The organism is Paenibacillus antri (genome assembly GCF_005765165.1).
GTDB classification, from domain to species: Bacteria; Bacillota; Bacilli; order Paenibacillales; family YIM-B00363; genus Paenibacillus_AE; species Paenibacillus_AE antri.
Window position 1 is genome coordinate 113,525 of the sequence record NZ_VCIW01000015.1, and the last position, 23,166, is coordinate 136,690.

22 protein-coding genes and 1 other annotated feature are annotated in these 23,166 nt (G+C 61.9%); of the genes, 20 read left to right on the forward strand and 2 right to left on the reverse strand.

All coding sequences use genetic code 11. The features are described from left to right. The first annotated feature begins 12 nt into the window (after positions 1-12). From FE782_RS20530 to FE782_RS20560, 7 genes are all read left to right on the forward strand, one after another. A complete protein-coding gene (locus tag FE782_RS20530; protein WP_138196123.1) occupies positions 13-705 on the forward strand; it encodes a YggS family pyridoxal phosphate-dependent enzyme in 693 nt (230 codons plus the stop codon). A gap of 37 nt (positions 706-742) precedes the next feature. Then, the gene (locus FE782_RS20535; RefSeq protein WP_138196124.1) at positions 743-1,183 is read left to right on the forward strand and encodes a cell division protein SepF; all 441 of its coding nucleotides are present in this window, start codon (positions 743-745) and stop codon (positions 1,181-1,183) included. Positions 1,184-1,206: 23 nt separating this feature from the next. Continuing rightward, positions 1,207-1,485: a YggT family protein gene (locus FE782_RS20540; protein ID WP_138196125.1), complete on the forward strand. Its 279-nt coding sequence runs from the start codon at positions 1,207-1,209 to the stop codon at positions 1,483-1,485. Between the two features lies 1 nt (position 1,486). Continuing rightward, positions 1,487-2,269: a YlmH family RNA-binding protein gene (locus FE782_RS20545; protein ID WP_138196126.1), complete on the forward strand. Its 783-nt coding sequence runs from the start codon at positions 1,487-1,489 to the stop codon at positions 2,267-2,269. A 91-nt stretch (positions 2,270-2,360) separates the two neighbouring features. Further along, positions 2,361-2,861 (forward strand): DivIVA domain-containing protein, encoded by a 501-nt coding sequence (locus tag FE782_RS20550; protein ID WP_138196127.1) that lies wholly within the window; start codon positions 2,361-2,363, stop codon positions 2,859-2,861. 55 nt (positions 2,862-2,916) lie between these two features. Then, positions 2,917-3,163 (forward strand) — a binding site (T-box leader). A gap of 61 nt (positions 3,164-3,224) precedes the next feature. After that, the gene (gene ileS, locus FE782_RS20555; RefSeq protein WP_138196247.1) at positions 3,225-5,993 is read left to right on the forward strand and encodes an isoleucine--tRNA ligase; all 2,769 of its coding nucleotides are present in this window, start codon (positions 3,225-3,227) and stop codon (positions 5,991-5,993) included. Between the two features lie 11 nt (positions 5,994-6,004). Continuing rightward, positions 6,005-6,304, forward strand: a complete 300-nt coding sequence (locus FE782_RS20560; RefSeq protein WP_138196128.1) for a DUF5665 domain-containing protein — start codon at positions 6,005-6,007, stop codon at positions 6,302-6,304. Here FE782_RS20560 and FE782_RS20565 read toward each other — a convergent pair. Then, positions 6,301-7,047: a TraR/DksA C4-type zinc finger protein gene (locus FE782_RS20565; protein ID WP_138196129.1), complete on the reverse strand. Its 747-nt coding sequence runs from the start codon at positions 7,045-7,047 to the stop codon at positions 6,301-6,303. The two genes, FE782_RS20560 and FE782_RS20565, sit on opposite strands and share 4 nt — an antisense overlap. Positions 7,048-7,210: 163 nt before the next feature. On the opposite strand from FE782_RS20565, the gene lspA reads away from it, so the two are divergent. Genes lspA through FE782_RS20585 form a run of 4 tightly spaced genes read left to right on the forward strand, consistent with a single transcriptional unit; the run spans position 7,211 to position 10,541 of the window. Beyond that, on the forward strand, positions 7,211-7,723 hold the full coding sequence (gene lspA, locus FE782_RS20570; protein WP_138196131.1) for a signal peptidase II: 513 nt from the start codon (positions 7,211-7,213) through the stop codon (positions 7,721-7,723). Beyond that, complete coding sequence (locus FE782_RS20575; protein WP_138196132.1) at positions 7,704-8,642, forward strand: RluA family pseudouridine synthase; 939 nt, start codon at positions 7,704-7,706, stop codon at positions 8,640-8,642. The genes lspA and FE782_RS20575 overlap by 20 nt, the downstream gene beginning before the upstream one ends. 37 nt (positions 8,643-8,679) lie before the next feature. Further along, on the forward strand, positions 8,680-9,384 hold the full coding sequence (gene dapD / locus FE782_RS20580; RefSeq protein WP_138196133.1) for a 2,3,4,5-tetrahydropyridine-2,6-dicarboxylate N-acetyltransferase: 705 nt from the start codon (positions 8,680-8,682) through the stop codon (positions 9,382-9,384). Then, positions 9,384-10,541 carry an N-acetyldiaminopimelate deacetylase gene (locus tag FE782_RS20585; protein ID WP_138196134.1) on the forward strand — a complete coding sequence of 386 codons (1,158 nt, stop codon included), beginning with the start codon at positions 9,384-9,386 and terminating at the stop codon, positions 10,539-10,541. The genes dapD and FE782_RS20585 overlap by 1 nt, the downstream gene beginning before the upstream one ends. Before the next feature lie 594 nt (positions 10,542-11,135). Here FE782_RS20585 and FE782_RS20590 read toward each other — a convergent pair. Beyond that, positions 11,136-12,302 carry an aminotransferase A gene (locus FE782_RS20590; RefSeq protein WP_138196135.1) on the reverse strand — a complete coding sequence of 389 codons (1,167 nt, stop codon included), beginning with the start codon at positions 12,300-12,302 and terminating at the stop codon, positions 11,136-11,138. Between the two features lie 269 nt (positions 12,303-12,571). On the opposite strand from FE782_RS20590, the gene pyrR reads away from it, so the two are divergent. The 9 genes from pyrR (at position 12,572) to hpf (ending at position 22,399) form a co-directional block, all read left to right on the forward strand. Further along, positions 12,572-13,153, forward strand: coding sequence for a bifunctional pyr operon transcriptional regulator/uracil phosphoribosyltransferase PyrR (gene pyrR / locus FE782_RS20595; protein WP_138196137.1), 582 nt, complete (start codon positions 12,572-12,574; stop codon positions 13,151-13,153). Continuing rightward, the gene (locus tag FE782_RS20600; RefSeq protein ID WP_138196139.1) at positions 13,150-14,058 is read left to right on the forward strand and encodes an aspartate carbamoyltransferase catalytic subunit; all 909 of its coding nucleotides are present in this window, start codon (positions 13,150-13,152) and stop codon (positions 14,056-14,058) included. Before pyrR ends, FE782_RS20600 begins: the two co-directional genes overlap by 4 nt. Before the next feature lie 27 nt (positions 14,059-14,085). After that, positions 14,086-15,399, forward strand: coding sequence for a dihydroorotase (locus tag FE782_RS20605; RefSeq protein ID WP_138196141.1), 1,314 nt, complete (start codon positions 14,086-14,088; stop codon positions 15,397-15,399). Next, positions 15,389-16,516, forward strand: a complete 1,128-nt coding sequence (carA, locus tag FE782_RS20610; protein WP_138196143.1) for a glutamine-hydrolyzing carbamoyl-phosphate synthase small subunit — start codon at positions 15,389-15,391, stop codon at positions 16,514-16,516. The genes FE782_RS20605 and carA overlap by 11 nt, the downstream gene beginning before the upstream one ends. Positions 16,517-16,521: 5 nt before the next feature. Continuing rightward, positions 16,522-19,782, forward strand: coding sequence for a carbamoyl-phosphate synthase large subunit (carB, locus tag FE782_RS20615; protein ID WP_138196145.1), 3,261 nt, complete (start codon positions 16,522-16,524; stop codon positions 19,780-19,782). Continuing rightward, positions 19,782-20,534 carry an orotidine-5'-phosphate decarboxylase gene (gene pyrF / locus FE782_RS20620; protein WP_138196249.1) on the forward strand — a complete coding sequence of 251 codons (753 nt, stop codon included), beginning with the start codon at positions 19,782-19,784 and terminating at the stop codon, positions 20,532-20,534. Before carB ends, pyrF begins: the two co-directional genes overlap by 1 nt. Positions 20,535-20,549: 15 nt before the next feature. Continuing rightward, positions 20,550-21,185, forward strand: a complete 636-nt coding sequence (gene pyrE, locus FE782_RS20625; RefSeq protein WP_138196147.1) for an orotate phosphoribosyltransferase — start codon at positions 20,550-20,552, stop codon at positions 21,183-21,185. 120 nt (positions 21,186-21,305) lie between these two features. Further along, a complete protein-coding gene (locus FE782_RS20630; protein ID WP_138196149.1) occupies positions 21,306-21,746 on the forward strand; it encodes a hypothetical protein in 441 nt (146 codons plus the stop codon). Between the two features lie 74 nt (positions 21,747-21,820). After that, the gene (hpf, locus tag FE782_RS20635; protein WP_138196151.1) at positions 21,821-22,399 is read left to right on the forward strand and encodes a ribosome hibernation-promoting factor, HPF/YfiA family; all 579 of its coding nucleotides are present in this window, start codon (positions 21,821-21,823) and stop codon (positions 22,397-22,399) included. Positions 22,400-23,166 lie beyond the last annotated feature (767 nt).

Consider the following 23,166-nt stretch of genomic DNA (forward strand, 5'->3'; position numbering starts at 1 on the left):
GGTGACGCGGTCGTGAACCGATCGCTGCGGGAAGCCGCCGACGAGGTCGAACGCCGGATCGCGTACGCCTGCGCAAGAAGCGGCAGGCGACGCGAAGAAGTGAACGTGATCGCCGTAACGAAATACGTCTCGTTGGAACGAACGATCGAGGCGATCGAAGCGGGGTATCCGAACGTCGGCGAGAATCGCTGGCAGGACGCCAAGGAGAAGTGGGAAGCGCTGCAAGGACGGCCGGACGTCGTCTGGCATTTCATCGGCCATCTGCAGACGAACAAGGTGAAGGACGTGCTGGGACGCTTCTCGACGGTACATTCCTTGGATCGATGGTCGCTTGCGGAGGAGCTGCAGAAGAAGGCGAAGCGGCTCGGCATCGTCGTTCCGTGCTTCGTTCAACTGAACGTATCCGGCGAGCAGACGAAATACGGCCTTGCGCCGGGCGAGCTCCGGTCGTTCTTATCGAAGCTGACCGCGTGCGACGCGATCGACGTCGTCGGTTTGATGACGATGGCGCCGCACGAGGAAGATCCGGAGCGGACAAGACCCGTGTTCAAGGCGCTTCGCGAGCTGCGGGACGAGGCTAATGCGAAGGGCTCGTACGGCAAGCCGATCGAGCATCTTTCGATGGGCATGTCGAACGACTTCGAGATCGCCGTAGAAGAAGGCGCTACGTGGATCCGATTGGGATCCACTCTTGTGGGAAAATAACGATAACAAGGTAAAGGATAGTCGGGGAGGACTAGCAATGGGTATGATGAACCGTATTTTTAATTTTCTCGGACTGCAAGAGGAAGAAGAGGTCGCGGAACGCGAGCCGGCGTACGAAGCTCACGATGAATCCGAGCGGGAGCGGGATCGGGAACGCGAAACCGGCGAATATCGAAAGGTGAAAAATAACGTCGTCTCGCTGCATGCCCAAAAATCTTCGAAACTTGTGCTGTGCGAGCCTCGTAATTATGAGGAGACGCAAGATATCGCGGATCACCTGCGTTCGCGCCGCGCGATCTTGGTGAACTTGCAGCGGGTGCGCCCGGAGCAAGCGATGCGCATCGTCGATTTCTTAAGCGGCACGGTGTACGCGCTCAACGGCGCGATCTCCAAAGTCGGTCCGAACATCTTCGTATGCACGCCGGACTCCGTCGAGATTCAAGGCGTCATCTCCGACATGATGAACGACAATACATAGAACAGAATTGAGGTGGCGGGACGTTGTTGGAATACCAGATTAGTTCCCTCGTTTGGACGCTGTATAACATTTACTTCTACATGATTATCGCGTACGTCTTGCTGTCTTGGGTGCCGAACGCCAGGGACAGCTTCATCGGCCAGTTGCTCGGACGCGTGACGGAACCGTACCTCGGGATATTCCGCAAATTCATCCCGGCGATCGGCGGCGTCATCGACATCTCCCCGATCGTAGCGATCTTCGCCCTTCGGTTTATCGCCTTAGGCGTTGAAGCGGTCATCCTGTTTTTGATTCCGGGCTGATATGCGATCGATTCCTTACGAGCACTTCCATCCCGACGAGAAGTCGTTCGTCGACAGAGCCGCCGAGTGGATCGAGGATGCGGCCGTACGCAAGCAAGTGAAGCGAACGGACTTCCTCGATCCGAGACAGGCGTTCATCGTCGAGTCGCTCGCGAACCGTACGGACGACGCGCTCGTTCGAACGGACGGCGGATACGCGGAGGCGGAGCGGCGACGCGCGATCGTTACGCCGGACTTCCTCGATCCGATCTACAAACCGATCGGGATCGTCGTACTATCGGTAACGAGCGAGGACGAGCGCGTCTCCGAGCTCGAGCACGGCGACTATTTGGGCGCGATTCTCGGCCTCGGCATCAAACGCGATAAAATCGGCGACATCCACGTGCACGAGTGGGGCTCCCACATTCTCGTCGCGGAAGAGATGGCGCCTTTCTTCTCTCTTCATCTGTCGCAAGTCGGCCGCACGCACGTGTTCACCGAGCTGTTGCCCGCGGACAAGCTCATCGCGGCCGAATCGGCGTTCGAAGAGATGTTTTGCACGGTCGCGTCGATGCGGCTCGACGGCGTCGTCGGCGAGGCGACGCGCCTCTCCCGCGCCAAAGCGGCCGCACCGATTCAGGCGGGGCGATGCAAGGTGAATTGGAAGGTCGAGGAGGACCCTTCTCGGCAAGTGAAGGAGGGAGACGTCGTCTCCTTGCAAGGCTTCGGCAGGTTTAAGATCTTGTCCGTGGACGGCGTTTCGAAGTCGGGGCGCATCCGTCTGAAAATCGGGAAATTTGCGTAACCGTGCAGGAATCGGGCGCTTTATGTCGAAATCGTATCGCTAGCGACTTATTCCATATTAAGGTTCGTTCAATGCATTCAGGAGGTGCACCATGCCCTTAACGCCGCTCGATATCCACAATAAAGAATTTAGCAGACGACTTCGGGGTTACGACGAGGACGAGGTGAACGAGTTTCTCGACCAAGTCATTAAAGATTACGAAGCTTTGATTCGGGAAAACAAGGAGCTTCAATCCCAGCTTCAAGCGCAGTCGGAGAAGCTCGGCCACTTCTCGAACATCGAGGAGACGCTGTCGAAGACGATCATCGTAGCGCAAGAGGCGGCCGACGAAGTGAAGTCGAACGCGAAGAAGGAAGCGCAGCTGATCATTCGCGAAGCCGAGAAGAACGCGGATCGCATCGTGAACGAAGCGCTCGCGAAGTCGCGCAAGGTGGCGCTCGAAACCGAGGAGCTCAAGAAGCAGGCTTCGATCTATCGGACGCGCTTCAAGACGTTGATCGAGGCGCAGCTCGAGATGCTCGGCCACGACAGCTGGGACACGCTCGAGTCGAATCCGGCGCTCCATTCGGCCTCAGGCGACCTCAATCGCTGACCCATTGATTTCCCGTCGGAATTCTGATATTGTATATGCAATTCAATGATTGACACCCAAAGCGTAGAATGGAACGAGTACGTCGCAAGCGTCATCCCAGAGAGCCGGGGGCAGGTGAAAGCCCGGCGTTGACGATCGGCGGAAAATCATCCAGGAGCGCTCGGCCGAACGCGTATCGTCGCAAGTAGCCCGAGCCGGTTCATCCCGTTACCGATGACAGAGTGGTCGAGGGCTTGTCATGCATTTCGTTATGCCTCGATCATAAGGGTGGTACCACGAAACCGAAACTTTTCGTCCCTTGGGCGGAAAGTTTTTTTGCGTTTTCAGGAAAGTAATCGAAAGGTGGAGTTCAAGATGGAGAAGATGGACTACAGCAAGACGCTGAATTTGCTCCAAACCGACTTCCCGATGCGGGGCAATCTGCCGTCGGCCGAGCCGGCGATGCAGGAGCGATGGGCGGAGATGGACGTATACGAGGAAGTGCGGAAGGCGCGCGCCGGGAAACCGAAATTCGTGCTGCACGACGGACCTCCGTACGCGAACGGCGACATCCATATCGGGCATGCGCTGAACAAGGTGCTGAAGGATATCGTCGTACGTTATAAGTCGCTGCAAGGCTTCGACGCGCCGTACGTGCCGGGATGGGATACGCACGGCTTGCCGATCGAGCAGGCGATCGCCAACAGCGGCCGCGCCGATCGGAAGAAGATGTCGACGCTCGAATTCCGGAAGCTGTGCGCGGAATACGCGTGGGAATGGGTCGAGAAGCAGAAGAAGCAATTCCAACGTCTGGGCGTTAGGGGCGATTGGGGCAACCCATATGTCACGCTGCAGCCGAAATACGAAGCGCAGCAAATCCGCCTGTTCGGCGAGATGGTGAATAAGGGCTATATCTATAAAGGCTTGAAGCCGGTGTATTGGTCGCCGTCCTCCGAGAGCGCGCTCGCGGAAGCGGAAATCGAATACCGCGAGAAGACGTCGCCGTCGATCTACGTCGCCTTCCAGGTGAAGGACGGCAAGGGCAAGCTGCCGAACGACGCCGAGATCGTCATCTGGACGACGACGCCGTGGACGCTGCCGGCGAACCTCGGTATCTCGGTGCACCCGGAACTCGAGTACGTCGTCGCCGAAGTCGACGGACGCAAGTTCGTCGTCGCCGAAGGGCTGCTGGAGAGCGTGTCGAAGGAGCTCGGCTGGGAGTCGGCGAACGTCGTCTCGCGGCTCCGGGGCGCGGAGCTCGAGTACGTCACGTGCAACCACCCGTTCTACGAGCGCGAGTCGCTCGTCATGCTCGGCGAGCACGTTACGCTGGAAGCGGGCACCGGCTGCGTTCATACGGCGCCGGGCCACGGCGAGGACGACTTCATCGTCGGACAAAAATACGGCATCGGCGTGCTCAGCCCGCTCGACGATCAAGGGCATTATACGGCTGATGCTCCCGGGTTCGAAGGCATGTTCTACGACAGCGCGAACAAGGTCATCACGGAGAAGCTGAAGGGAAGCGGCCATCTGCTGCACATGAGCTTCATCAAGCATCAATACGCGCACGATTGGCGGACGAAGAAGCCGGTCATCTATCGGGCGACCGAGCAATGGTTCGCCTCGATCGACGCGTTCCGCGACAAGATGCTGGAGGAAATTCGCAACGTGAAGTGGACGCCGAGCTGGGGCGAAGTGCGGCTGCATAACATGATCGCCGACCGCGGCGACTGGTGCATCTCGCGTCAGCGCGTCTGGGGCGTGCCGATCCCGATCTTCTACTGCCGCTCCTGCGGCGAGCCGCTCGTCAATGAGTCGACGATCGCGCACGTCGCGGACATCTTCGAATGCGAAGGCTCCGACGCGTGGTTCGCGAAGTCGGAAGCGGAGCTGCTTCCGGCGGGCACGGCTTGCGCCAAATGCGGCCATGCGGAGTTCCGGAAGGAGACGGACATCATGGACGTCTGGTTCGACTCCGGCTCCAGCCATATGGCGGTGCTCGAAGCGCGCGACGACCTGCAGGCGCCGGCGGATCTGTACTTGGAAGGCTCCGACCAATACCGCGGGTGGTTCAACTCGTCGCTCATCACGTCGACGGCGGTTCACGGCAGAGCCCCATATAAGGGGGTCCTTAGCCACGGCTTCACGCTCGACGGCGAAGGGCGGAAGATGTCCAAGTCGCTCGGCAACACGGTCGACCCGCTGAAAGTATGCAACCAGTTCGGGGCGGACATCCTACGACTGTGGGTTTCTTCGACGGATTACCAACAGGACGTGCGGCTGTCGGATAATATCCTGCAGCAAACCGCGGAGGTATACCGAAAAATCCGCAATACGCTGCGCTTCTATCTCGGCAACTTGTCCGGGTTCGACCCGGCGAACGACCGCTTCGCGGCTTCGGAGCTGTCCGAGCTCGATCGGTTCGCGCTCATCCGCCTCGAGCGGATGAAGGAGAAGGTGTTGAACGCGTACGAAAATTACGAGTTCCACACCGTCTACCAAGCGGTGCATCATTTCCTCGCGGTGGAGATGAGCGCGTTCTATCTCGACATCATGAAGGACCGTCTGTACGCGGACGCGGCGGACAGCGTCGCCCGGAAGCAGACGCAATACGTGATGTACGAATCGCTCCTCGCGGTCACGCAGCTCGTCGCGCCGATCTTGCCGCACACGGCCGACGAAGTGTGGCGGTACATCCCGGGCGTCGAAGGCGCGACGGTGCAGACGACCGTCTTCTCCCCGGCGCGCACGGAGTTGTACGACGCGACGCTCGAGCGGAAGTGGGAAGCGTTGATCGACGTGCGCGACGAAGTGCTGAAGGCGCTCGAAGTCGCGCGCAAGGAGAAGCGCATCGGCAACAGCTTGAGCGCGCGCGTGACGTTATACCCGTCGACGAAGGAAACGGCGGAGCTGCTCGGCCGATTCGACGGAGAGCTGGAGAAGCTGTTTATCGTTTCCGAAGCGGCCGTCGTCGGCGGCGAGGCGCCGGCGGACGCCATGGCGTTGAAGGGGCTTGCGGTTAAGGTGGATCAGGCGAGCGGGGAGAAGTGCGAACGCTGCTGGATCGTCACGCCGGAGGTCGGCGCGAACGCCGAGCATCCGACGCTGTGCAACCGTTGCACGCACGTGATCAAACACATTAACGTCTTGTAAGGAGTGAGGGCATGGCGACGGCCGACAAGGTGCAACATCAAGTCGAACGGATCGCGGATCATCTGGAGCGGGTGCAGCTGGCGGAATACGTACAGCTGCTCAATTCTCCCCGGAAGCTGATCGTAAGCAACTTGATCGCGGGTACGGCCCGGGGGGTGGGCATCGCGATCGGCGTCACGATCTTCTCGGCGACGATCGTCTATGTACTTCGCCAGATCGGGGCGTTGGATTTGCCCATCATCGGGCATTACATCGCCGATCTGGTCGAGTCGGTGCAGGCGCATATGAGCGGCGGCGGCTTTTACTATTAGTAATAGCCGTCCGTCAGCTCATCGTCGTCCTCGCGGGCGTCGGGCTCGAGCAGTCCGAAGCCTTCGCCATGCTCCATATATTTTTGATACACGTCGTTCCGGACGAAGGTTACGTTATTGCCGTATATGTCGGTAGCTAAGAAGCTCTCGAGCGGCTCGACGTAACCTTCGTTTTCGTCCGACTCGATTTCCATATCGTTATAGTCGGTGTTGTCCCGGCCTTCCTGCATCGCCGGCGTGTTCGAGGTTCCCCAGCGCTCGACGATCTGCCATGCGTCCTCCCCGTCGAACTGCGTGGTGTCGTCATGGTCCATATCGGAACGCATCGCCGGGGCGAGGAACTTCTCCTCGAGCGGGCGCCGGAACGACGTATCGTCGTCGGGCACGTGCTTCACGCAATATTCGGCGGACGGCAGCGCCTGCAGACGTTCGAGCGGGATCGGCTCCCCGCATTTCAGACAACGGCCGTACGTGCCGGCGTCCATGCGGGCGAGGGCGGCTTCGGCCTTTTCCAACTGGTGTTCCCACAATTCGGCGAGCGCCAAATCTTTGCCCCGTTCAAACATCTCGCTGCCGATGTCGCCGGGATGGTTGTCGACGAGCGAGAGCTCGCCCAACTCGATGCCCATGGGCTCGTTCATGCCGAATTTATCGCTGCGTTCGAGGCGGCTTGCGATTTCGTCTCGTTCGCGAGTGAGATCGCCACGCAATTTTTCGATTTGCGTCGGTTGCAAATGCTTCATGGCTGCGGTCTCCTTCTCCTCGGTAGTAACGTTATGGTTTGCGGGGAGGGAACGTTTTACGAGCGGCAAATGCTAGGCGGACTGCTACATTCGTGGACGTTCTGGGGAATGCTATGGTACAATGACGGTTGGAATTCGACGATTCCGACAGGAGGTTCGGACTTTGATCTACTGGTTGATTGCGCTCGTCGTGTTACTGCTCGATCAATGGTCCAAGTGGCTCGTCGCCACGCGAATGGACCTTGGACAAGTCATCCCGGTGCTGGGCGACTTCTTTATGCTGACGTCTCACCGGAACCGCGGCGCGGCTTGGGGGATCTTGCAAGGCCAACGATGGTTCTTCGTCGTCGTCACGATCGTCGTCGTGATCGGCATCGTGTATTATTTGGTGCGTACGATTCGCGAAGGGCGACGGCTGATGCCGCTCGCGCTGTCGCTGCTGCTCGGCGGCGCGCTCGGGAACTTCATCGACCGCGTCCGGATGGGCGAGGTCGTCGACTTCTTTCACTTCGTCTTCGACTTCCGCGCCATCGGCATCAATTTCGTGTACGATTTCCCGATTTTTAACGTAGCGGATGCGGGCATCAGCGTGGGCATCGCGCTCATCTTCGTGGACACCTTGTTGGAAGCGCGCCGCGAGAAACGGAGGTTAGCCCATGATTCCGTCAACGGATGATATCGAAACGTTCGGCATCGAGATCGGATCGGACGAGGCGGGACAGCGGATCGACAAGCTGTTGGCCGACGCGCTCGAAGACGTCTCGCGGTCGCAGCTGCAGGATTGGATTCGAGACGGGCATGTGCTCGTGAACGGCGCCGCGGTAAAGCCGAATTATAAGGTAGCGGTTAGCGACGAAGTCGTCGTCCGCCCGCCCGATCCGGCGCCGACCGAGCTCGTGCCGGAGAACATCCCGTTGGATGTCGTCTACGAGGACGGCGACGTCATCGTCGTGAACAAGCCGCGGGGCATGGTAGTCCATCCCGCCGTCGGGCATCCGAGCGGAACGCTTGTGAACGCCTTGATGTATCATTGTAAGGATTTATCGGGCATCAACGGCGAAATTCGCCCGGGGATCGTGCACCGGATCGACAAGGACACTTCCGGTCTGCTGATGGCGGCGAAGAACGACGTCGCCCATACGTCGCTCGCCGCGCAGCTCAAGGAGCACTCCGTGACGAGACGGTATGTCGCCGTCGTACACGGCGTGCTGGAGCACGACCAAGGCACGGTGGACGCGCCGATCGGACGGGATCCGCAGGATCGGAAGCTGTTCACGGTAACCGACAAGGGCGCGCGTCATGCGGTGACCCACTTCGTGGTAACCGAGCGGTTTCCGGAATTCACGGTGCTCGAGCTGCTGTTGGAAACCGGACGCACGCATCAGATTCGCGTCCACATGAAGTTCATCGGACACCCGTTGGTCGGAGACCCGGTGTACGGCCGATCCAAGGGACGGGCGATGGAAGTGCCGGGACAAGCTTTGCATGCAGCCGTTCTCGGCTTTACCCATCCGCGAACGGGCGAACGTCTCACGTTCGAGGCGCCGCTGCCGAGCGAGATGCAGTCGTTCATCGAGCAGTTACGTTTAATGTAGATTCTCAATATTTACATATCTAGGAGGGCTTTTTCGCATGGATACGATGGAAATTATTAACTTTATCAAGAACAGCAAGAAAGTAACGCCGGTGAAGGTATACTTCAAGGGCTCGATCGCTTCCGGCGAGCGCGGCAACGTGAAAGTATTCGACTTCGGCGAAGGCGGCGGCGTCTTGTTCGGCGACTTGGCGGAAGTGCATCCGCTGCTCGAGGCGAACGCTTCGACGATCGAATATTACGAGATCGAAAACGACCGCCGCAACTCGGCGATTCCGTTGCTCGACACGAAAAACATTAACGCTCGCATCGAGCCGGGCGCGATCATCCGCGACATGGTCACGATCGGCGACAACGCCGTCATCATGATGGGCGCGTTGCTCAACATCGGCGTCGTCGTCGGCGAAGGCACGATGATCGACATGAACGCGACGCTCGGCGGCCGCGTCCAAGTCGGCAAGATGTGCCATGTCGGCGCGGGCTCCGTCCTCGCGGGCGTCATCGAGCCGCCGTCCGCGCAGCCGGTCGTCATCGAAGACGACGTCATGATCGGCGCGAACGCGGTCATTCTTGAAGGCGTGCGCGTCGGCGCGGGCGCCGTCGTCGCCGCAGGCGCCGTCGTCGTCGAAGACGTACCGGCGAACGCGGTCGTCGCGGGCGTGCCTGCTCGCATCATCAAGATGGTCGACGACAAGACGAAATCGAAGACGGAAATCATTAAAGAGCTTCGGAACCTGAAATAATGAGCGGGGCGACGACGGCAGGCGAGCTCGATCTGATCGCCATCCGCAGAGCGCTGCACCGCATTCCGGAGCCGGGCTTCGAGGAGTACAAGACGCAGCGATTCGTGTTGGACGTCATCGGCCGGTTTCCGTCGGAGCGCATCGAGGTCAAGACGTGGCGCACCGGCGTGCTCGTTCGCGTGAAGGGCCGCGTCGGCGCGCGCTGCATCGGCTACCGCACGGACATGGACGGGCTCGCGATCGAGGAGGATACGACGTATCCTTTCCGCTCCGAGCATCCGGGCTTCATGCACGCCTGCGGCCACGACGTCCATATGTCGATCGCCCTCGGGCTGCTCGCGAACGTGGTCGAGTCGCCCGTGGACGACGATGTCCTCGTCGTCTTCCAGCCGGCGGAAGAAGGGCCCGGCGGCGCCAAGCCGATGCTCGAGAGCGAAGAGTTTCGCGCATGGAAGCCGGATACGATGCTGGCGTTGCATATCGCGCCGGAATATCCGGTCGGTACGATCGCTACGCGTCCCGGCACGCTGTTCGCGAACACGTCCGAGCTGTTCATCGATCTGAAGGGCGTCGGCGGTCATGCGGCGTTCCCGCATCGGACGAACGATACGATCGTCGCGGCGGCTTCGCTGATCCTGCAGCTGCAGACGATCGTATCGCGCAACGTAAACCCGTTGGAATCGGCGGTCGTGACGCTCGGGGTCATTCAAGGCGGGACGCGGCAAAACATCATCGCCGAGAACGTCCGACTCGAAGGGACGATCCGAACGTTGTCGGAGGGCTCGATGCCGGCGGTGAAGGCGCGGATCGAAGCGTTATTGGCCGGCCTTGAGGCCGGATTCGGGGTCGCGGCGAAACTGGATTACGGTTCGAATTATTTTCAAGTGTTTAACCACGAGGCGGTGACGGCTTCGTTCATGCGGTGGGTTCGGGAAGAGATGCCGGACGTGCGCTTGATCGAATGCGACGCGGCGATGACGGGAGAGGACTTCGGGTATTTCTTGAAGGACATTCCCGGGTTCATGTTTTGGCTCGGCGTCGACACGCCTTACGGGCTGCATCATGCGAAGATCGAACCGAGCGAGGAAGCGATCGGCGTGGCGGTGCGCTTGATGAGCTCTTATATTCGGAAAATGGGAACCTCCGCGCGATCTTAGGATCGCGTCGGAGGTTTTTTCGAGGGCGGGGGAGAGGCGGGTATTCCTTCGGAGAGTCCTTAGCAGCGTTATCCCCGTGGCTCAGCAAGGAGGGGGGTGGTATCTCCCACGTAAGTCCTTAGCAGCGTTATCCCGTCAGGTCAGAAAGCGGAGGCGGAATAGCGCACAATTTGATACTATACCCGGTGATAGCGTCATATTTGAGCTTATTACTAAGGGGACGGTGGAAGGGAGGCGGGTGAACCGAAGAACGGAGTGCGAAAAGGTGTGCGGGGAGAGCGGAATAGTGCACAATTTGATCCTATACCCGGTGATAGCGTCATTTTTGAGCTTATTGCTAAGGGGACGGCGGAGGGGAGGCGGGCGAGCCCAAGTATGGAGCGCGACGAGGTATGCGGGGGAGGTGGAATAGTGGACAATTTGATCTTATTTTCGGGAATAACGTCATATTTGAGCTTACCATAAGATCAGTAAAAAAGTGTGTAGAATCCTACTGACCTTTTTACTGAGCCGATGGGATAACGCTGCTAAGAAGCGCGGGGAGAGGAACCCCTCCCCGCTGCTGAGCCGATGGGATAACGCTCCTAAGAGACGTCAGGAGGACGACAGCCCGTCGGCGAAGCGCTCGATCCGATCCAACGCGGCGGCGAGCGTCTCCATCGAGCATGCATACGACAGTCGCACATATCCCTCGCCGAGCGGCGTGAAGGCGCTGCCCGGCACGACGGCGACGCGCTGCTCGTCGAGCAGACGGTAAGCGAACGACGTCGAGTCGAGGCCGAATTTCCGCACGGACGGGAAAATGTAAAACGCGCCTTCGGGTTTCGCGACGTCGAAGCTGGCCGCGACGAGCCGCGCGTACGCGTAGTCGCGGCGGGCGACATACGCCTCCCGCATCGGGAGGGCGTCGTCGATGCCGGCGGTGAGCGCCTCGAGCGCCGCGTATTGGCTCACCGACGCCGCGCAGGTGACGTTGTACTGCAGCACCTTCACCATGTGCTGCGTGATCGCCGCCGGCGCGAACGTGAAGCCGATGCGCCAGCCGGTCATCGAATGCGACTTCGACAGCCCGTTCACGACGATCGTCCGCTCCCGCATGCCTGGATACGAGGCGATGGAGGCGTGGGGACGATCGTATACGAGCTCGCTGTAAATTTCGTCGGAGATGACGAACAGATCCCGGCGCGACAGCAGCTCGGCCAGCGCCGACAGCTCGTCCGGCGCCAGCGCGGCGCCCGTCGGATTGGACGGCGACGCGAGAATGACGCAGCGCGTCCGCTCGGTGAGCGCCGGCTCGAGCTTCTCGGCGGTCAGCTTGAAGCCGCTGTCCGTTACGTCGACGTACACGGGGATGGCTCCGCACAGCCGGATGAGCGGCTCATAGCCGGGGTATACGGGGCCGGGGAGCACGACCTCGACGCCGGGCTCGAGAATCGTCCGCAGCGCCATGTCGATCGCCTGGCTGGCCCCGACGGTAACGAGCGTCTCGTCCGACCCGCGATACTCTAAGCCGTATTTCGATCGAACGAAAGCGGCGGCGGCGTCTCGCAGCTCCGGCAGGCCGGCGTTCGGCGTATACACGGTCTTCCCGTCCCGAGCGGCCCGGGCGGCCGCCTCGACGATATGCGGGGGCGTCGGGAAATCCGGCTGACCGATCGTCAGCGAGAAGACGTCCTTATATTGGGCGACCCGGTTCGCCATCTGGCGAATGCCGGAAATCGCGATGCCGCGAATGTCGCCGCGAATCAAATGTTCTACCATGAATCGACACCTGCCTACATAAAGTAACAACATCATAGCATAAAATGGGTTGACTTGAACGCCGCATCATGTCATAATTCTTTCTAATCGAATAAGCACCTTTAAGGACAGTCCCGTGAGGCTGGCAAGGTGAACGATATTGCGACGAAGAAGCCGAAGGCGGTACTTCGCGGCCCGTGTGCGCACGGATTCCGCGGCGAGCCCTGGAGGTATGTCTTCCTGCGCGCAACAGCGTCTCCTTACCGGACCCGGTAAGGAGATTTTTTTATATGCCTGAGCGAAGGGGCGTGGGAACGTTGGCGGAGACGAAGACGCTTTTGATGGACGAAACGGCGGTAAGGCGGGCGCTGACCCGCATCGCGCACGAGATTTTGGAAAAAAATAAGGGCGTTGATAATTGTACGTTCATCGGCATCCGAACGCGAGGCATCTATCTGGCGCACCGCATCTCGCAAAAGATCGCCGAAATCGAAGGGCAGCGGGTGCCGGTCGGCGACATCGACATCACGAACTTTCGAGACGACGTCGGCGGCGCCCCCTCGAAGCGGACGGACGACCCTTCGATCGATCCCGCGCTCGTCGTCGGACGCAAGATCGTCTTGGTCGACGACGTGCTCTACACCGGACGCACGGTCCGCGCGGCGATGGACGCCTTGATTCGCGGCGGACGGCCGCAGATGATCCAACTCGCGGTGCTCGTCGACCGAGGCCATCGCGAGCTGCCGATCCGGCCCGACTACGTCGGCAAGAACGTGCCGACCGCGAAGCTGGAGTCGATCGACGTCAGCCTCCTCGAGGTCGACGGCAAGGACGAAGTGACGATTACCGGCAAACGGGGGGACGGCGAATGACGACGACGGCGGTAAAGTCGAGGCACTTGATCGGGTTGAAGGGAATGCCCAAGTCCGAGATCGAGGCGATCTTGGATCGGGCGGGGTATTGGGAAGCGCAGCCGGTCGCGGCGTCGAGCGCGCTGAGCGGGAAGTTCGTGGCGAACATGTTTTTCGAAAACAGCACGCGGACGCGCTTCTCGTTCGAGGTCGCGGAGAAGCGGCTCGGCGCGGAGGTGCTCAACTTCGCCGCGGCGGCGTCGAGCGTCCAGAAGGGCGAGTCGATCTACGATACGGTGAAGACGCTCGAGTCGATGGGCATTCACGGCGGCGTCGTCCGCATTAAGGCGGTAGGCGTAATGCAGGAGCTCGCGGAACGCATCAAGGCGCCGCTCATCAACGCCGGCGACGGCAACAACGAGCATCCGACGCAGGCGCTGCTCGACTTATACACGATGCGCAAGCACTTCGGCGCGATCGAAGGGTTGACGGTGTCGATCGTGGGCGACATCCGACACTCGCGCGTGGCGCGCTCGAACTTGTGGGCGCTGCGGGAGATGGGCGCGAGCGTGCGGTTTTGCGCGCCGGACAATATGCGCGCGACGGAGCTTGCGGAGTACGCGCCTTACGTCGGCATCGACGATGCGCTGCAATCGGACGTCGTCATGATGCTGCGAGTACAGCTCGAGCGCCATGAAGGCGGACTGTTCGGCTCGGCGGAGGAATACCGCGCGGCTTACGGGCTTACCGAGGAGCGCGCCGGGCGGATGGCGCCGCACGCGATCATCATGCACCCGGCGCCGGTCAACCGGGACGTCGAGATCGACGACGCGCTCGTGGAGTGCGGGAAGTCGAAAATTTTCGAACAGATGGCGAACGGCGTTCCGATCCGCATGGCGGTGCTGGAGCGGGCGTTGTTGGGATAATCGAAAACCGAAGGGAGAATTGCCGGAATGGGGATATGGATCGTTAACGGTCGAACGGCCGAAGGAGAGAAAATCGCGGTGCTCGCGGAAAACGGCGTCATCGTCGACATCGTTCGCGGCGACGCGGCGGATGCCGTAACGACGGACGGCCGCGAAGTCGTAGACGCAGGCGGGAGGCTCCTCACGGCGGGCCTGATCGATATGCACGTACATTTTCGCGAGCCGGGGTTCGAATATAAGGAAGACATCGAGACCGGGTCGAGGTCGGCGGCCAAAGGCGGCTTCACGACGGTCGCCTGCATGCCGAACACGCGGCCGGTGCTCGACAAGGCGGAAACGGTGGCGAAGGTCGTCGCGCGAGGCGAAAGCGTAGGTCTCACTCGCGTGCTGCCGTACGGCTGCATCTCGATCGGCGAGCTCGGCCGCGAGCTGGCGGATTACGAGGCGCTGCGGGACGCGGGCGCGATCGGCTTCACGGACGACGGCGTCGGCGTACAGAGCGCCGGTATGATGAAGGAAGCGATGCGGCGGGCGGCCGCGCTCGGCATGCCGATCATCGCGCATTGCGAGGACGACACGCTGCTTCCGGGCGGGGCGGCCTTTAGCGTTGGGGAATTCGTCAAGAAGCACGGACTGCCGGGCATCCCGAACGAATCCGAAGCGATTCACGTCGGACGGGACATTTTGCTCGCGGAAGCGACGGGCGTCCACTACCACGTGTGCCATGTCTCTACGGAGCAGTCGGCGCGGCTCATCCGCCTCGGCAAGCAGGTCGGCGTCAACGTGACCGCCGAGGTATGCCCGCATCATCTGCTGCTGAGCGACGAGGACATTCCGAACGCGACGGACGCGAATTGGAAAATGAATCCGCCGCTCCGTTCCCCGCGCGACGTCGAAGCGATGATCGCCGCGGTCGAAGACGGGACGATCGACATCTTCGTCACGGATCACGCGCCGCACAGCGAGGAAGAGAAGGCGCGGGGCGTCGAACGGGCGCCGTTCGGCATCGTCGGTCTCGAGACCGCGTTCCCGTTGCTGTATACGAAATTCGTCGCGACGGGGCGTTGGACGCTGCCGTTCGTGCTCGAGCGGCTGACAAGCCGTCCGGCGCAGCTGTTCGGGCTGCCGACCGGGAAGTTGGAAATCGGCGCTCCCGCGGATCTTACGATCATCGATCTCGAGGAAGAACGCAAGGTCGATCCGGCGACGTTCGCGAGCAAGGGCAAAAACACCCCGTTCGCGGGATGGCATTTGAAAGGCTGGCCGAAGCTCACAATGCTCGGCGGCGACATAGTATGGTCAGAGCTAGCGGAAAAGGGGAGTGACGAGTTTGTTAGCTAAGTTGTACCTAGAGGACGGAACGCTGTTCGAAGGCACCTCGTTCGGGGGAGAAGGCGGACAAGTCGGCGAGGTCGTTTTCAATACGGGCATTACGGGATATCAAGAGGTACTGAGCGACCCGTCCTACTGCGGACAAATCGTCACGATGACGTTCCCGCTTATCGGCAACTACGGCATTACGCGCGACGACTTCGAGGCGGTGCGCCCGTTCGTGCACGGCTTCGTCGTGCGCCGGCACGAAGAGGTGCCGAGCAACTGGCGCGCGCAATACTCGCTCGGCGACTTGCTGAAGGAGTACGGCATCGTCGGCATCAGCGACATCGACACGCGCATGCTGACGCGCAAGCTGCGCAGCTACGGCACGATGAAAGGCATTATCGCGACGGGCGACGTCCGCGTGGAGGAGCTGCGCGAGCGGCTACTTGCGAACGATCTGCTGCGCGACCAAGTGTCCCGCGTGTCGACGAAGAGCGTGTACAACTCGCCGGGCAAGGACCAGCGCATCGTGCTGATGGACTTCGGCTCGAAGAGCGGCATTTTGCGCGACTTGACGCGCCGCGACTGCGACGTCGTCGTCGTGCCGCACGACGCGACCGCGGAGCAAATTCTCCGCCTTCGCCCGGACGGCGTCCTGCTGTCCAACGGACCGGGGGACCCGAAGGACGTGCCGCACGCGGTGGAAACCGTGAAGGCGCTGCTCGGCAAGCTGCCGATCTTCGGCATCTGCCTCGGCCATCAGCTGTTCGCGCTCGCTTGCGGAGCGGACACCGAGAAGCTGAAGTTCGGCCATCGCGGGGGCAACCACCCGGTGAAGGACCTCGAGTCCGGACGCTGCTACATCACGTCGCAAAACCATGGCTACACGGTGAAAGAAGCGTCGCTCGCGGGCACGGGATTAGTGAAGACGCATATCAACAATAACGACGGCACGATCGAAGGGCTGAAGCATGAGAGCCTGCCGGCCTTTTCGGTACAGTATCATCCGGAAGCGTCGCCGGGACCGTTCGATTCGAGCTACTTGTTCGACGATTTTCTTACGATGGTACGGAAGTTCCAATCGGAGCGTCCGAAGACAGCGCGACAAACCGAGCTTGAATTGCTCGCACGGGGGGTGTGACGGGAATGCCGAAAAACGAAAAGCTGAAGAAAATCTTGGTCATCGGCTCCGGTCCGATCGTGATCGGGCAAGCGGCGGAATTCGACTACGCCGGCACGCAGGCGTGCCAGGCGCTGAAAGAAGAAGGCTATGAGGTCGTCCTCATCAACAGCAACCCGGCGACGATCATGACGGATACGAACATGGCGGACCGCGTCTACATCGAGCCGATCACGCTCGAGTTCGTCTCCAGCATTATCCGCAAGGAGCGTCCGGACGGCTTGCTGCCGACGCTCGGGGGCCAGACGGGCCTCAACATGGCCGTCGAGCTCGCGAAAGCCGGCGTGCTCGAGAAGGAAGGCGTGAAGCTGCTCGGTACGCAGCTGACGGCGATCGAGAAGGCGGAAGACCGCGACTTGTTCCGGGATCTGATGCGCGAGCTCGAGCAGCCGGTACCGGAGAGCGTCATCGTGACGACGGTGCCGCAGGCGGTCGACTTCGCGAGCGAGATCGGCTACCCGATCATCGTGCGCCCGGCGTACACGCTCGGCGGCACGGGCGGCGGCATCTGCCAGACGGAGGAAGAGCTGGTCGAGATCGTCTCCTCGGGTCTTCGTTACTCGCCGATCGGCCAGTGCCTCGTCGAGAAGAGCATCGCCGGCATGAAGGAAGTCGAATACGAAGTCATGCGGGACGCGAACGATAACTGCATCGTCGTGTGCAACATGGAAAACTTCGACCCGGTCGGCGTTCACACGGGCGACAGCATCGTCGTGGCGCCGAGCCAAACGCTGTCCGACCGCGAATATCAGATGCTCCGCACGGCATCGCTGCGCATCATCCGCGCGCTGAACATCGAAGGCGGCTGCAACGTGCAGTTCGCGCTTGACCCGCATTCGTATCAATATTACGTCATCGAAGTGAACCCTCGCGTCAGCCGTTCCTCGGCGCTCGCATCGAAGGCGACGGGCTACCCGATCGCGAAGATGGCCGCGAAGATCGCAGTCGGCTACACGCTGGATGAGCTCGTCAACCCGGTCACGGGGCAGACGTACGCTTGCTTCGAGCCGACGCTCGACTACATCGTGTCCAAGATTCCGCGCTGGCCGTTCGATAAGTTCATCCACGCGAACCGCAAGCTCGGCACGCAGATGAAGGCGACAGGCGAAGTGATGGCGATCGGCCGCACGTTCGAAGAGTCGATCCATAAAGCGGTCCGCTCGCTCGAAATCGGCGTACACCGCTTGTTCCTGAAGGACGCGGTAACGCTTGACGACGAGACGTTGAAGCAGCGGCTCGCGAAGCCGGACGACGAGCGTCTGTTCCTGATCGCCGAGGCGTTCCGCCGCGGCTGGGATTTGCTCGATCTGCAGGATCTGACGAAGGTCGATTGGTGGTTCCTGCGCGGCATCCAATCGATCGTCGGCTTCGAGAATCGTCTTCGCGTCGAAGCGCTGACGCCGGAGCTGCTGAAGGCCGCGAAGCGCAAAGGCTTCACCGACCGCGCGATCGCCGAGCTGCGCAAGGAAGGCGGGCATTCGGACTATACGGTCGAATCCGACATCCGCGCGCTGCGCTTCCAGCAAGGGCTGAAGCCGGTATATAAGATGGTAGACACGTGCGCCGCCGAGTTCGAAGCGTCGACGCCATACTACTACTCGACCTACGAGACGGAAAACGAAGTGATCGCTTCCGACAAGCCGAAGGTCGTCGTGCTCGGCTCCGGTCCGATCCGGATCGGCCAAGGCATCGAGTTCGACTACTCGACCGTGCACGCGGTGTGGGCGATCCAAGACGCCGGCTATGAAGCGGTCATCATCAACAACAACCCGGAGACGGTGTCGACGGACTTCAACACGTCCGATCGTCTGTACTTCGAGCCGCTGTTCTTCGAGGATGTCATGAACGTCATCGAGCAGGAGCAGCCGATCGGCGTCATCGTGCAGTTCGGCGGTCAGACGGCGATTAACCTGGCGGGTCCGCTCGCTCGCGCCGGCGTCCGCATCCTCGGCTCCGACCTCGAGTCGATCGACTCCGCGGAAGATCGCAAGAAGTTCGAAGCGCTGCTTCGTTCGCTCGACATCGCGCAGCCTCCGGGCAGTACGGTCATCTCGATCGACGAGGCGGCCGGCACGGCGGCGAAGCTCGGCTATCCGGTGCTCGTGCGCCCGTCGTACGTCCTCGGCGGACGCGCGATGGAGATCGTCTACAGCGAAGACGAGCTGCTCGGCTACATGGTCGAAGCGGTGAAGGTAAACCCGGAGCATCCGGTCCTGATCGACCGATACATGCTCGGCAAGGAAGTCGAAGTCGACGCGATCTGCGACGGCGAGACGGTGCTCGTGCCGGGCATCATGGAGCATATCGAGCGCGCGGGCGTTCACTCCGGCGACTCGATCGCGGTGTACCCGCCGCAGACGCTGTCCGCGGAAATCAAAGCGCAAATCGTCGAAATGACGACTTCGATCGCGAAGGCTTTGAACGTCGTCGGCCTCGTGAACATCCAGTTCGTTATCTATAAGGGCAAGATTTATATCATCGAAGTGAATCCGCGCTCGTCGCGCACGGTGCCGTTCCTTAGCAAGGTAACGGGCGTGCCGATGGCGAACGTGGCGACGAAGGTCATCCTCGGCGCGAAGCTGAAGGATCTCGGCTTCAACAACGGCCTGTGGGCGGAAGACGACAACGTCTCGGTGAAGGTGCCGGTGTTCTCGTTCGCGAAGCTGCGCCGCGTCGACACGACGCTCGGGCCGGAGATGAAGTCGACGGGCGAGGTCATGGGCCGCGACCGCAACTTCTCGAAGGCGTTGTATAAGGGCTTGATCGGCTCGGGAATGAAAATTCCGATGTCCGGCAACATTATCGCGACGATCGCCGACAAGGACAAGGACGACGCGGTCGACGTGTTCCGCGGCTTCGTCGAGCTGGGCTACCGCATCTATGCGACGGGCGGCACGGCGCAGACGCTGACCGACGCCGGCATGCCGGTCGACCATGTGCATAAGCTGAGCGAGGGCAGCCCGAACATCCTCGACATGATCCGCACCGGAGACGCGCAGTTCGTCGTCAATACGCTGACGAAGGGCAAAGCGCCGGAACGCGACGGCTTCCGGATTCGCCGCGAAGCGGTCGAGAACGGCGTCGTCTGCATGACGTCGCTCGATACGGTTCGCGCGCTGCTCAACATGCTGCAGGCGATCAACTTCTCGTCCGAAAGCATGCCGGGCTTCGTCAGCTCCGGCAGCTTCTCGAAGGCGTCGAAGTCGGCGCTGGAGCCGGTGAAGTGATGCGGATATCTGCCGCGGGGCGGGACACGCATCCGATCATGGTCGCGCTGGACGTTCCCGGCGCGGACGAAGCGCTCGCGCTGGCGGCGCGCTTCGAGGGCATTCCCGTATGGATGAAGGTCGGGATGGAGCTGTATTACGCGGCCGGCCCCGACCTCGTCCGCCGGCTGAAGGCGCAAGGTCATCGCATCTTCCTCGACCTGAAGTTTCACGACATCCCGAACACGGTGCGGGGCGCGGCGCGGTCGGCGACGCGCCTCGGCGTCGACATGTTCAACGTTCACGCCGCGGGCGGGTCCGCGATGATGCGGGCGGCGCTGGAGGGCGCGCTCGAGGCAAGCGCCGGCTCCGGCGATGAGACGCCGCTTGTCATCGCGGTGACGCAGCTGACGTCCACGAGCGAGGAGACGATGCGCCGCGAAATCGGCATCGACGCGCCTCTCGCCGACGTCGTCTTGAAGTATGCGCGGCTTGCGAAGGACGCCGGCTTGCACGGCGTCGTCTCCTCCGCGCAGGAGGCCGCCGCGGTGAAGGCGGCGTGCGGCGCCGGCTTCGTCACGGTGACGCCGGGCATCCGGCCTTTAGGCGCCGACGTCGCCGATCAGGCGCGCGTCATGACGCCCGCCGATGCGCTCGCGAACGGGGCGGATTACCTCGTGATCGGGCGGCCGATCACGGCGGCGAACGATCCCCGCGAGGCGCTGGAGCGCATCGTGCGGGAGATCGGCAACGGGAACGCAGCACAACAGTAGAGGAGGACGAAGCACGTGAGCAAGCTGGAACAGGACATCGCCTCGGCGCTCTTGTCGATCGGCGCCGTCTCGCTGCGGCCTCAGGAGCCGTACACATGGACGAGCGGCATCCGCTCGCCGATCTATTGCGACAACCGGCTGACGATGTCGCATCCGAACGTCCGCGAAAGAATCGCGAACGGCTTCGCGGCGCTCATTCAGGAGTATTATCCGGAGGCCGACGTCGTCGCCGGGACGGCGACCGCCGGCATTCCGCATGCGGCGTGGGTCGCGCAGAAGCTTGGCCTGCCGATGATTTACGTCCGGGACAAGGCGAAGGGGCACGGGAAGCAAAACCTGATCGAAGGTCAGCTGGCTCCGGGACAGAAGGTCGTCGTCATCGAGGACTTGATCTCGACCGGGGGCAGCTCGCTGAAGGCCGCGCAGGCGGTGAACGAAGCGGGTGGACAAGCGCTCGCGGTGCTCGCGATTTTCTCGTATCAGTTCGAGAAGGCGGAGGAAGCGTTCCGCGCCGGCGGCATCCCTCTCCGGACGCTGTCGAACTATACGGCGCTCATCGAAGAAGCGCTCCGCGCGAACCGGATTCGTCCCGAGGACGTCGCCGCTTTGTCCGCGTGGAGACTGCAGCCGGAGACGTATTACGCGCAATAAATTTTGGATGGGCCCCGCCAGCGACGGCGGGGCCTTTTTTTGCGTTCGTGTGACGTTCCTCACATCCGAAGGCGCGCCCGAAAGGTACGATAAAGTCAGAAGAAACAAGGAGGCGTTCTTATGAAGAATACCTTGATCGAGAGACAAAAGGAACTTGCGGCGCTGCTGGATAAGATGAAGCCGTTCGAGAAGGAGACGATCGTGCGGTGCGCGGAGGACGCGCGCGCCCGCTTGACGGAAGTGAAGCCGATCGTGGCGGACGTCGTCGAGGCGCTCGAACAGCTGCGCAAGTGGGAAAACGACAATTGGTATCAAGCGGCGCACGCCTACAGCATAGAAGCGCTCGTTCCGCATACGGATGCGCTGTTCGACGACGCGGAGGAAGCCGAGGTGCTTGCGCTCTGGTTCGCCCGCGCGTATCTCGCGAAGATGGAGCTGATGCCGGAGGCGGCGCGGTGGGAAGAGCTGCAAGACGCCCGCGCGCTGCTGCTGCAGGCGGGCAAGGCGCTCGGCGATTTCCTGCGGCGCGAGGCCGAGCTGCCGGAGCCGGCGGGCGTGTAACGCGCCCGGAAGGCTCGCAAGGGCACCCTCTTCAGCGGTTCATATTACAACAAGATCGAAAGGGACGATGACCAATGAGATACAACGTTCGCGGCAAACAAACGACGATCACCCCAGCTCTGCAGGAGTATGTCGAACGCAAGATCGGACCGATCGAAGAGTGGTTCGGCGTCGAGAAACGGGAGGCGGCCCAAGCGCATGTGCTGCTGAGCGTCGAAGGGCAAGGCGCCGTTCATCGGGCCGAAGTGACGATCGCGCTGCCGGGCGTCGAGCTGCGCGCCGAGGTGAAGGGCGGAGATATGTACGCTGCGATCGACGAGGTCGTCGAAAAGCTGGAGCGTCAGGTGCGCCGGCATAAGACGAAGCTCGATCGCGCGCTACGCCATCGCGGCGGCTTGCGGCAGGCGGTGCAGGCGGCGGCGGACGCGGCGTTCGCCGACGTCGCGACCGCGGACCCGGCGGACGAAGCCGCGGCGCCGTTCCCGATCCGACGGACGAAGCGGCTCGATCTGAAACCGATCGACGTCGAGGAAGCGATCTTGCAGATGAATCTGCTCGACCATCAGTTCTATATGTTCCTGAACCGCGAGACGAACGACACCGAGCTCGTCTATCGGCGGAACGACGGCACGTACGGCTGGTTGACGCGCTGATCGATTGGAGGAGACCCGGGGAACCGGGTCTTTTTTGCGCATGAGTGCGCATCGCGTCGGGCGGTCGGGGGTTTGACCCGAAGCGGGTCAGCGGCGCCGGACGGCCGTGGGCGTGGCCCGTTTCGGGTCAGGAGACGGTGCGAGTCGTGCCGTGGTGATCCGAAACGGGCTGGCGGCGTCGAGCGGCCGTGGGCTTGACCCGGATCGGGTCAGGAGACGGCGCGCGGTTGGCCGTGGTGACCCGAAACGGGCCAGCGGCGCCGGACGGCCGTGGGCTTGGCCCGGAACGGGTCAGGGGGCAGCGTGTGGAGTGCCGGCGGCTTGGCCCGGATCGGGTCAGGGGGCAGCGTGAGGAGTGCCGTGGTGACCCGAAACGGGCTGGCGGCGTCGAGCGGCCGTGGGCGTGGCCCGGAACGGGTCAGGAGACGGCGCGGGGCGAGCCGAGGTGACCCGGATTGGGCTAACGGCGCCGAGCGGCCGTGGGCTTGGCCCGGAACGGGTCAGGAGGCGGCGGGAGTCGTGCCGTGGTGACCCGAAACGGGCTGGCGGCGTCGAGCGGCCGGCGGCTTTGCCCGGAACGGGTCAGGAGACGGCGCGGGGCGGTCCGAGGTGACCCGAAACGGGCTAGCGGCGCCGGACGGCCGTGGGCGTGGCCCGTTTCGGGTCAGGAGGCGGTGCGAGTCGTGCCGTGGTGACCCGAAACGGGCCAGCGGCGCCGAGCGGCCGTCGGCTTGGCCCGGAACGGGTCAGGAGGCGGCGGGAGTCGT

What these genes read in the sequence shown, in the direction of transcription:
- pyrF (WP_138196249.1), top strand. Translation starts at nt 19,782, where the DNA reads ATGCGGATATCTGCCGCGGGGCGGGACACGCATCCGATCATGGTCGCG.
- FE782_RS20535 (WP_138196124.1), top strand. Translation starts at nt 743, where the DNA reads ATGGGTATGATGAACCGTATTTTTAATTTTCTCGGACTGCAAGAGGAA.
- FE782_RS20575 (WP_138196132.1), top strand. Translation starts at nt 7,704, where the DNA reads ATGATTCCGTCAACGGATGATATCGAAACGTTCGGCATCGAGATCGGA.
- FE782_RS20630 (WP_138196149.1), top strand. Translation starts at nt 21,306, where the DNA reads ATGAAGAATACCTTGATCGAGAGACAAAAGGAACTTGCGGCGCTGCTG.
- FE782_RS20605 (WP_138196141.1), top strand. Translation starts at nt 14,086, where the DNA reads ATGGGGATATGGATCGTTAACGGTCGAACGGCCGAAGGAGAGAAAATC.
- dapD (WP_138196133.1), top strand. Translation starts at nt 8,680, where the DNA reads ATGGATACGATGGAAATTATTAACTTTATCAAGAACAGCAAGAAAGTA.
- FE782_RS20550 (WP_138196127.1), top strand. Translation starts at nt 2,361, where the DNA reads ATGCCCTTAACGCCGCTCGATATCCACAATAAAGAATTTAGCAGACGA.
- FE782_RS20545 (WP_138196126.1), top strand. Translation starts at nt 1,487, where the DNA reads ATGCGATCGATTCCTTACGAGCACTTCCATCCCGACGAGAAGTCGTTC.
- hpf (WP_138196151.1), top strand. Translation starts at nt 21,821, where the DNA reads ATGAGATACAACGTTCGCGGCAAACAAACGACGATCACCCCAGCTCTG.
- pyrR (WP_138196137.1), top strand. Translation starts at nt 12,572, where the DNA reads ATGCCTGAGCGAAGGGGCGTGGGAACGTTGGCGGAGACGAAGACGCTT.
- carB (WP_138196145.1), top strand. Translation starts at nt 16,522, where the DNA reads ATGCCGAAAAACGAAAAGCTGAAGAAAATCTTGGTCATCGGCTCCGGT.
- FE782_RS20590 (WP_138196135.1), bottom strand. Translation starts at nt 12,302, where the DNA reads ATGGTAGAACATTTGATTCGCGGCGACATTCGCGGCATCGCGATTTCC.
- FE782_RS20565 (WP_138196129.1), bottom strand. Translation starts at nt 7,047, where the DNA reads ATGAAGCATTTGCAACCGACGCAAATCGAAAAATTGCGTGGCGATCTC.
- FE782_RS20560 (WP_138196128.1), top strand. Translation starts at nt 6,005, where the DNA reads ATGGCGACGGCCGACAAGGTGCAACATCAAGTCGAACGGATCGCGGAT.
- ileS (WP_138196247.1), top strand. Translation starts at nt 3,225, where the DNA reads ATGGACTACAGCAAGACGCTGAATTTGCTCCAAACCGACTTCCCGATG.
- FE782_RS20585 (WP_138196134.1), top strand. Translation starts at nt 9,384, where the DNA reads ATGAGCGGGGCGACGACGGCAGGCGAGCTCGATCTGATCGCCATCCGC.
- FE782_RS20600 (WP_138196139.1), top strand. Translation starts at nt 13,150, where the DNA reads ATGACGACGACGGCGGTAAAGTCGAGGCACTTGATCGGGTTGAAGGGA.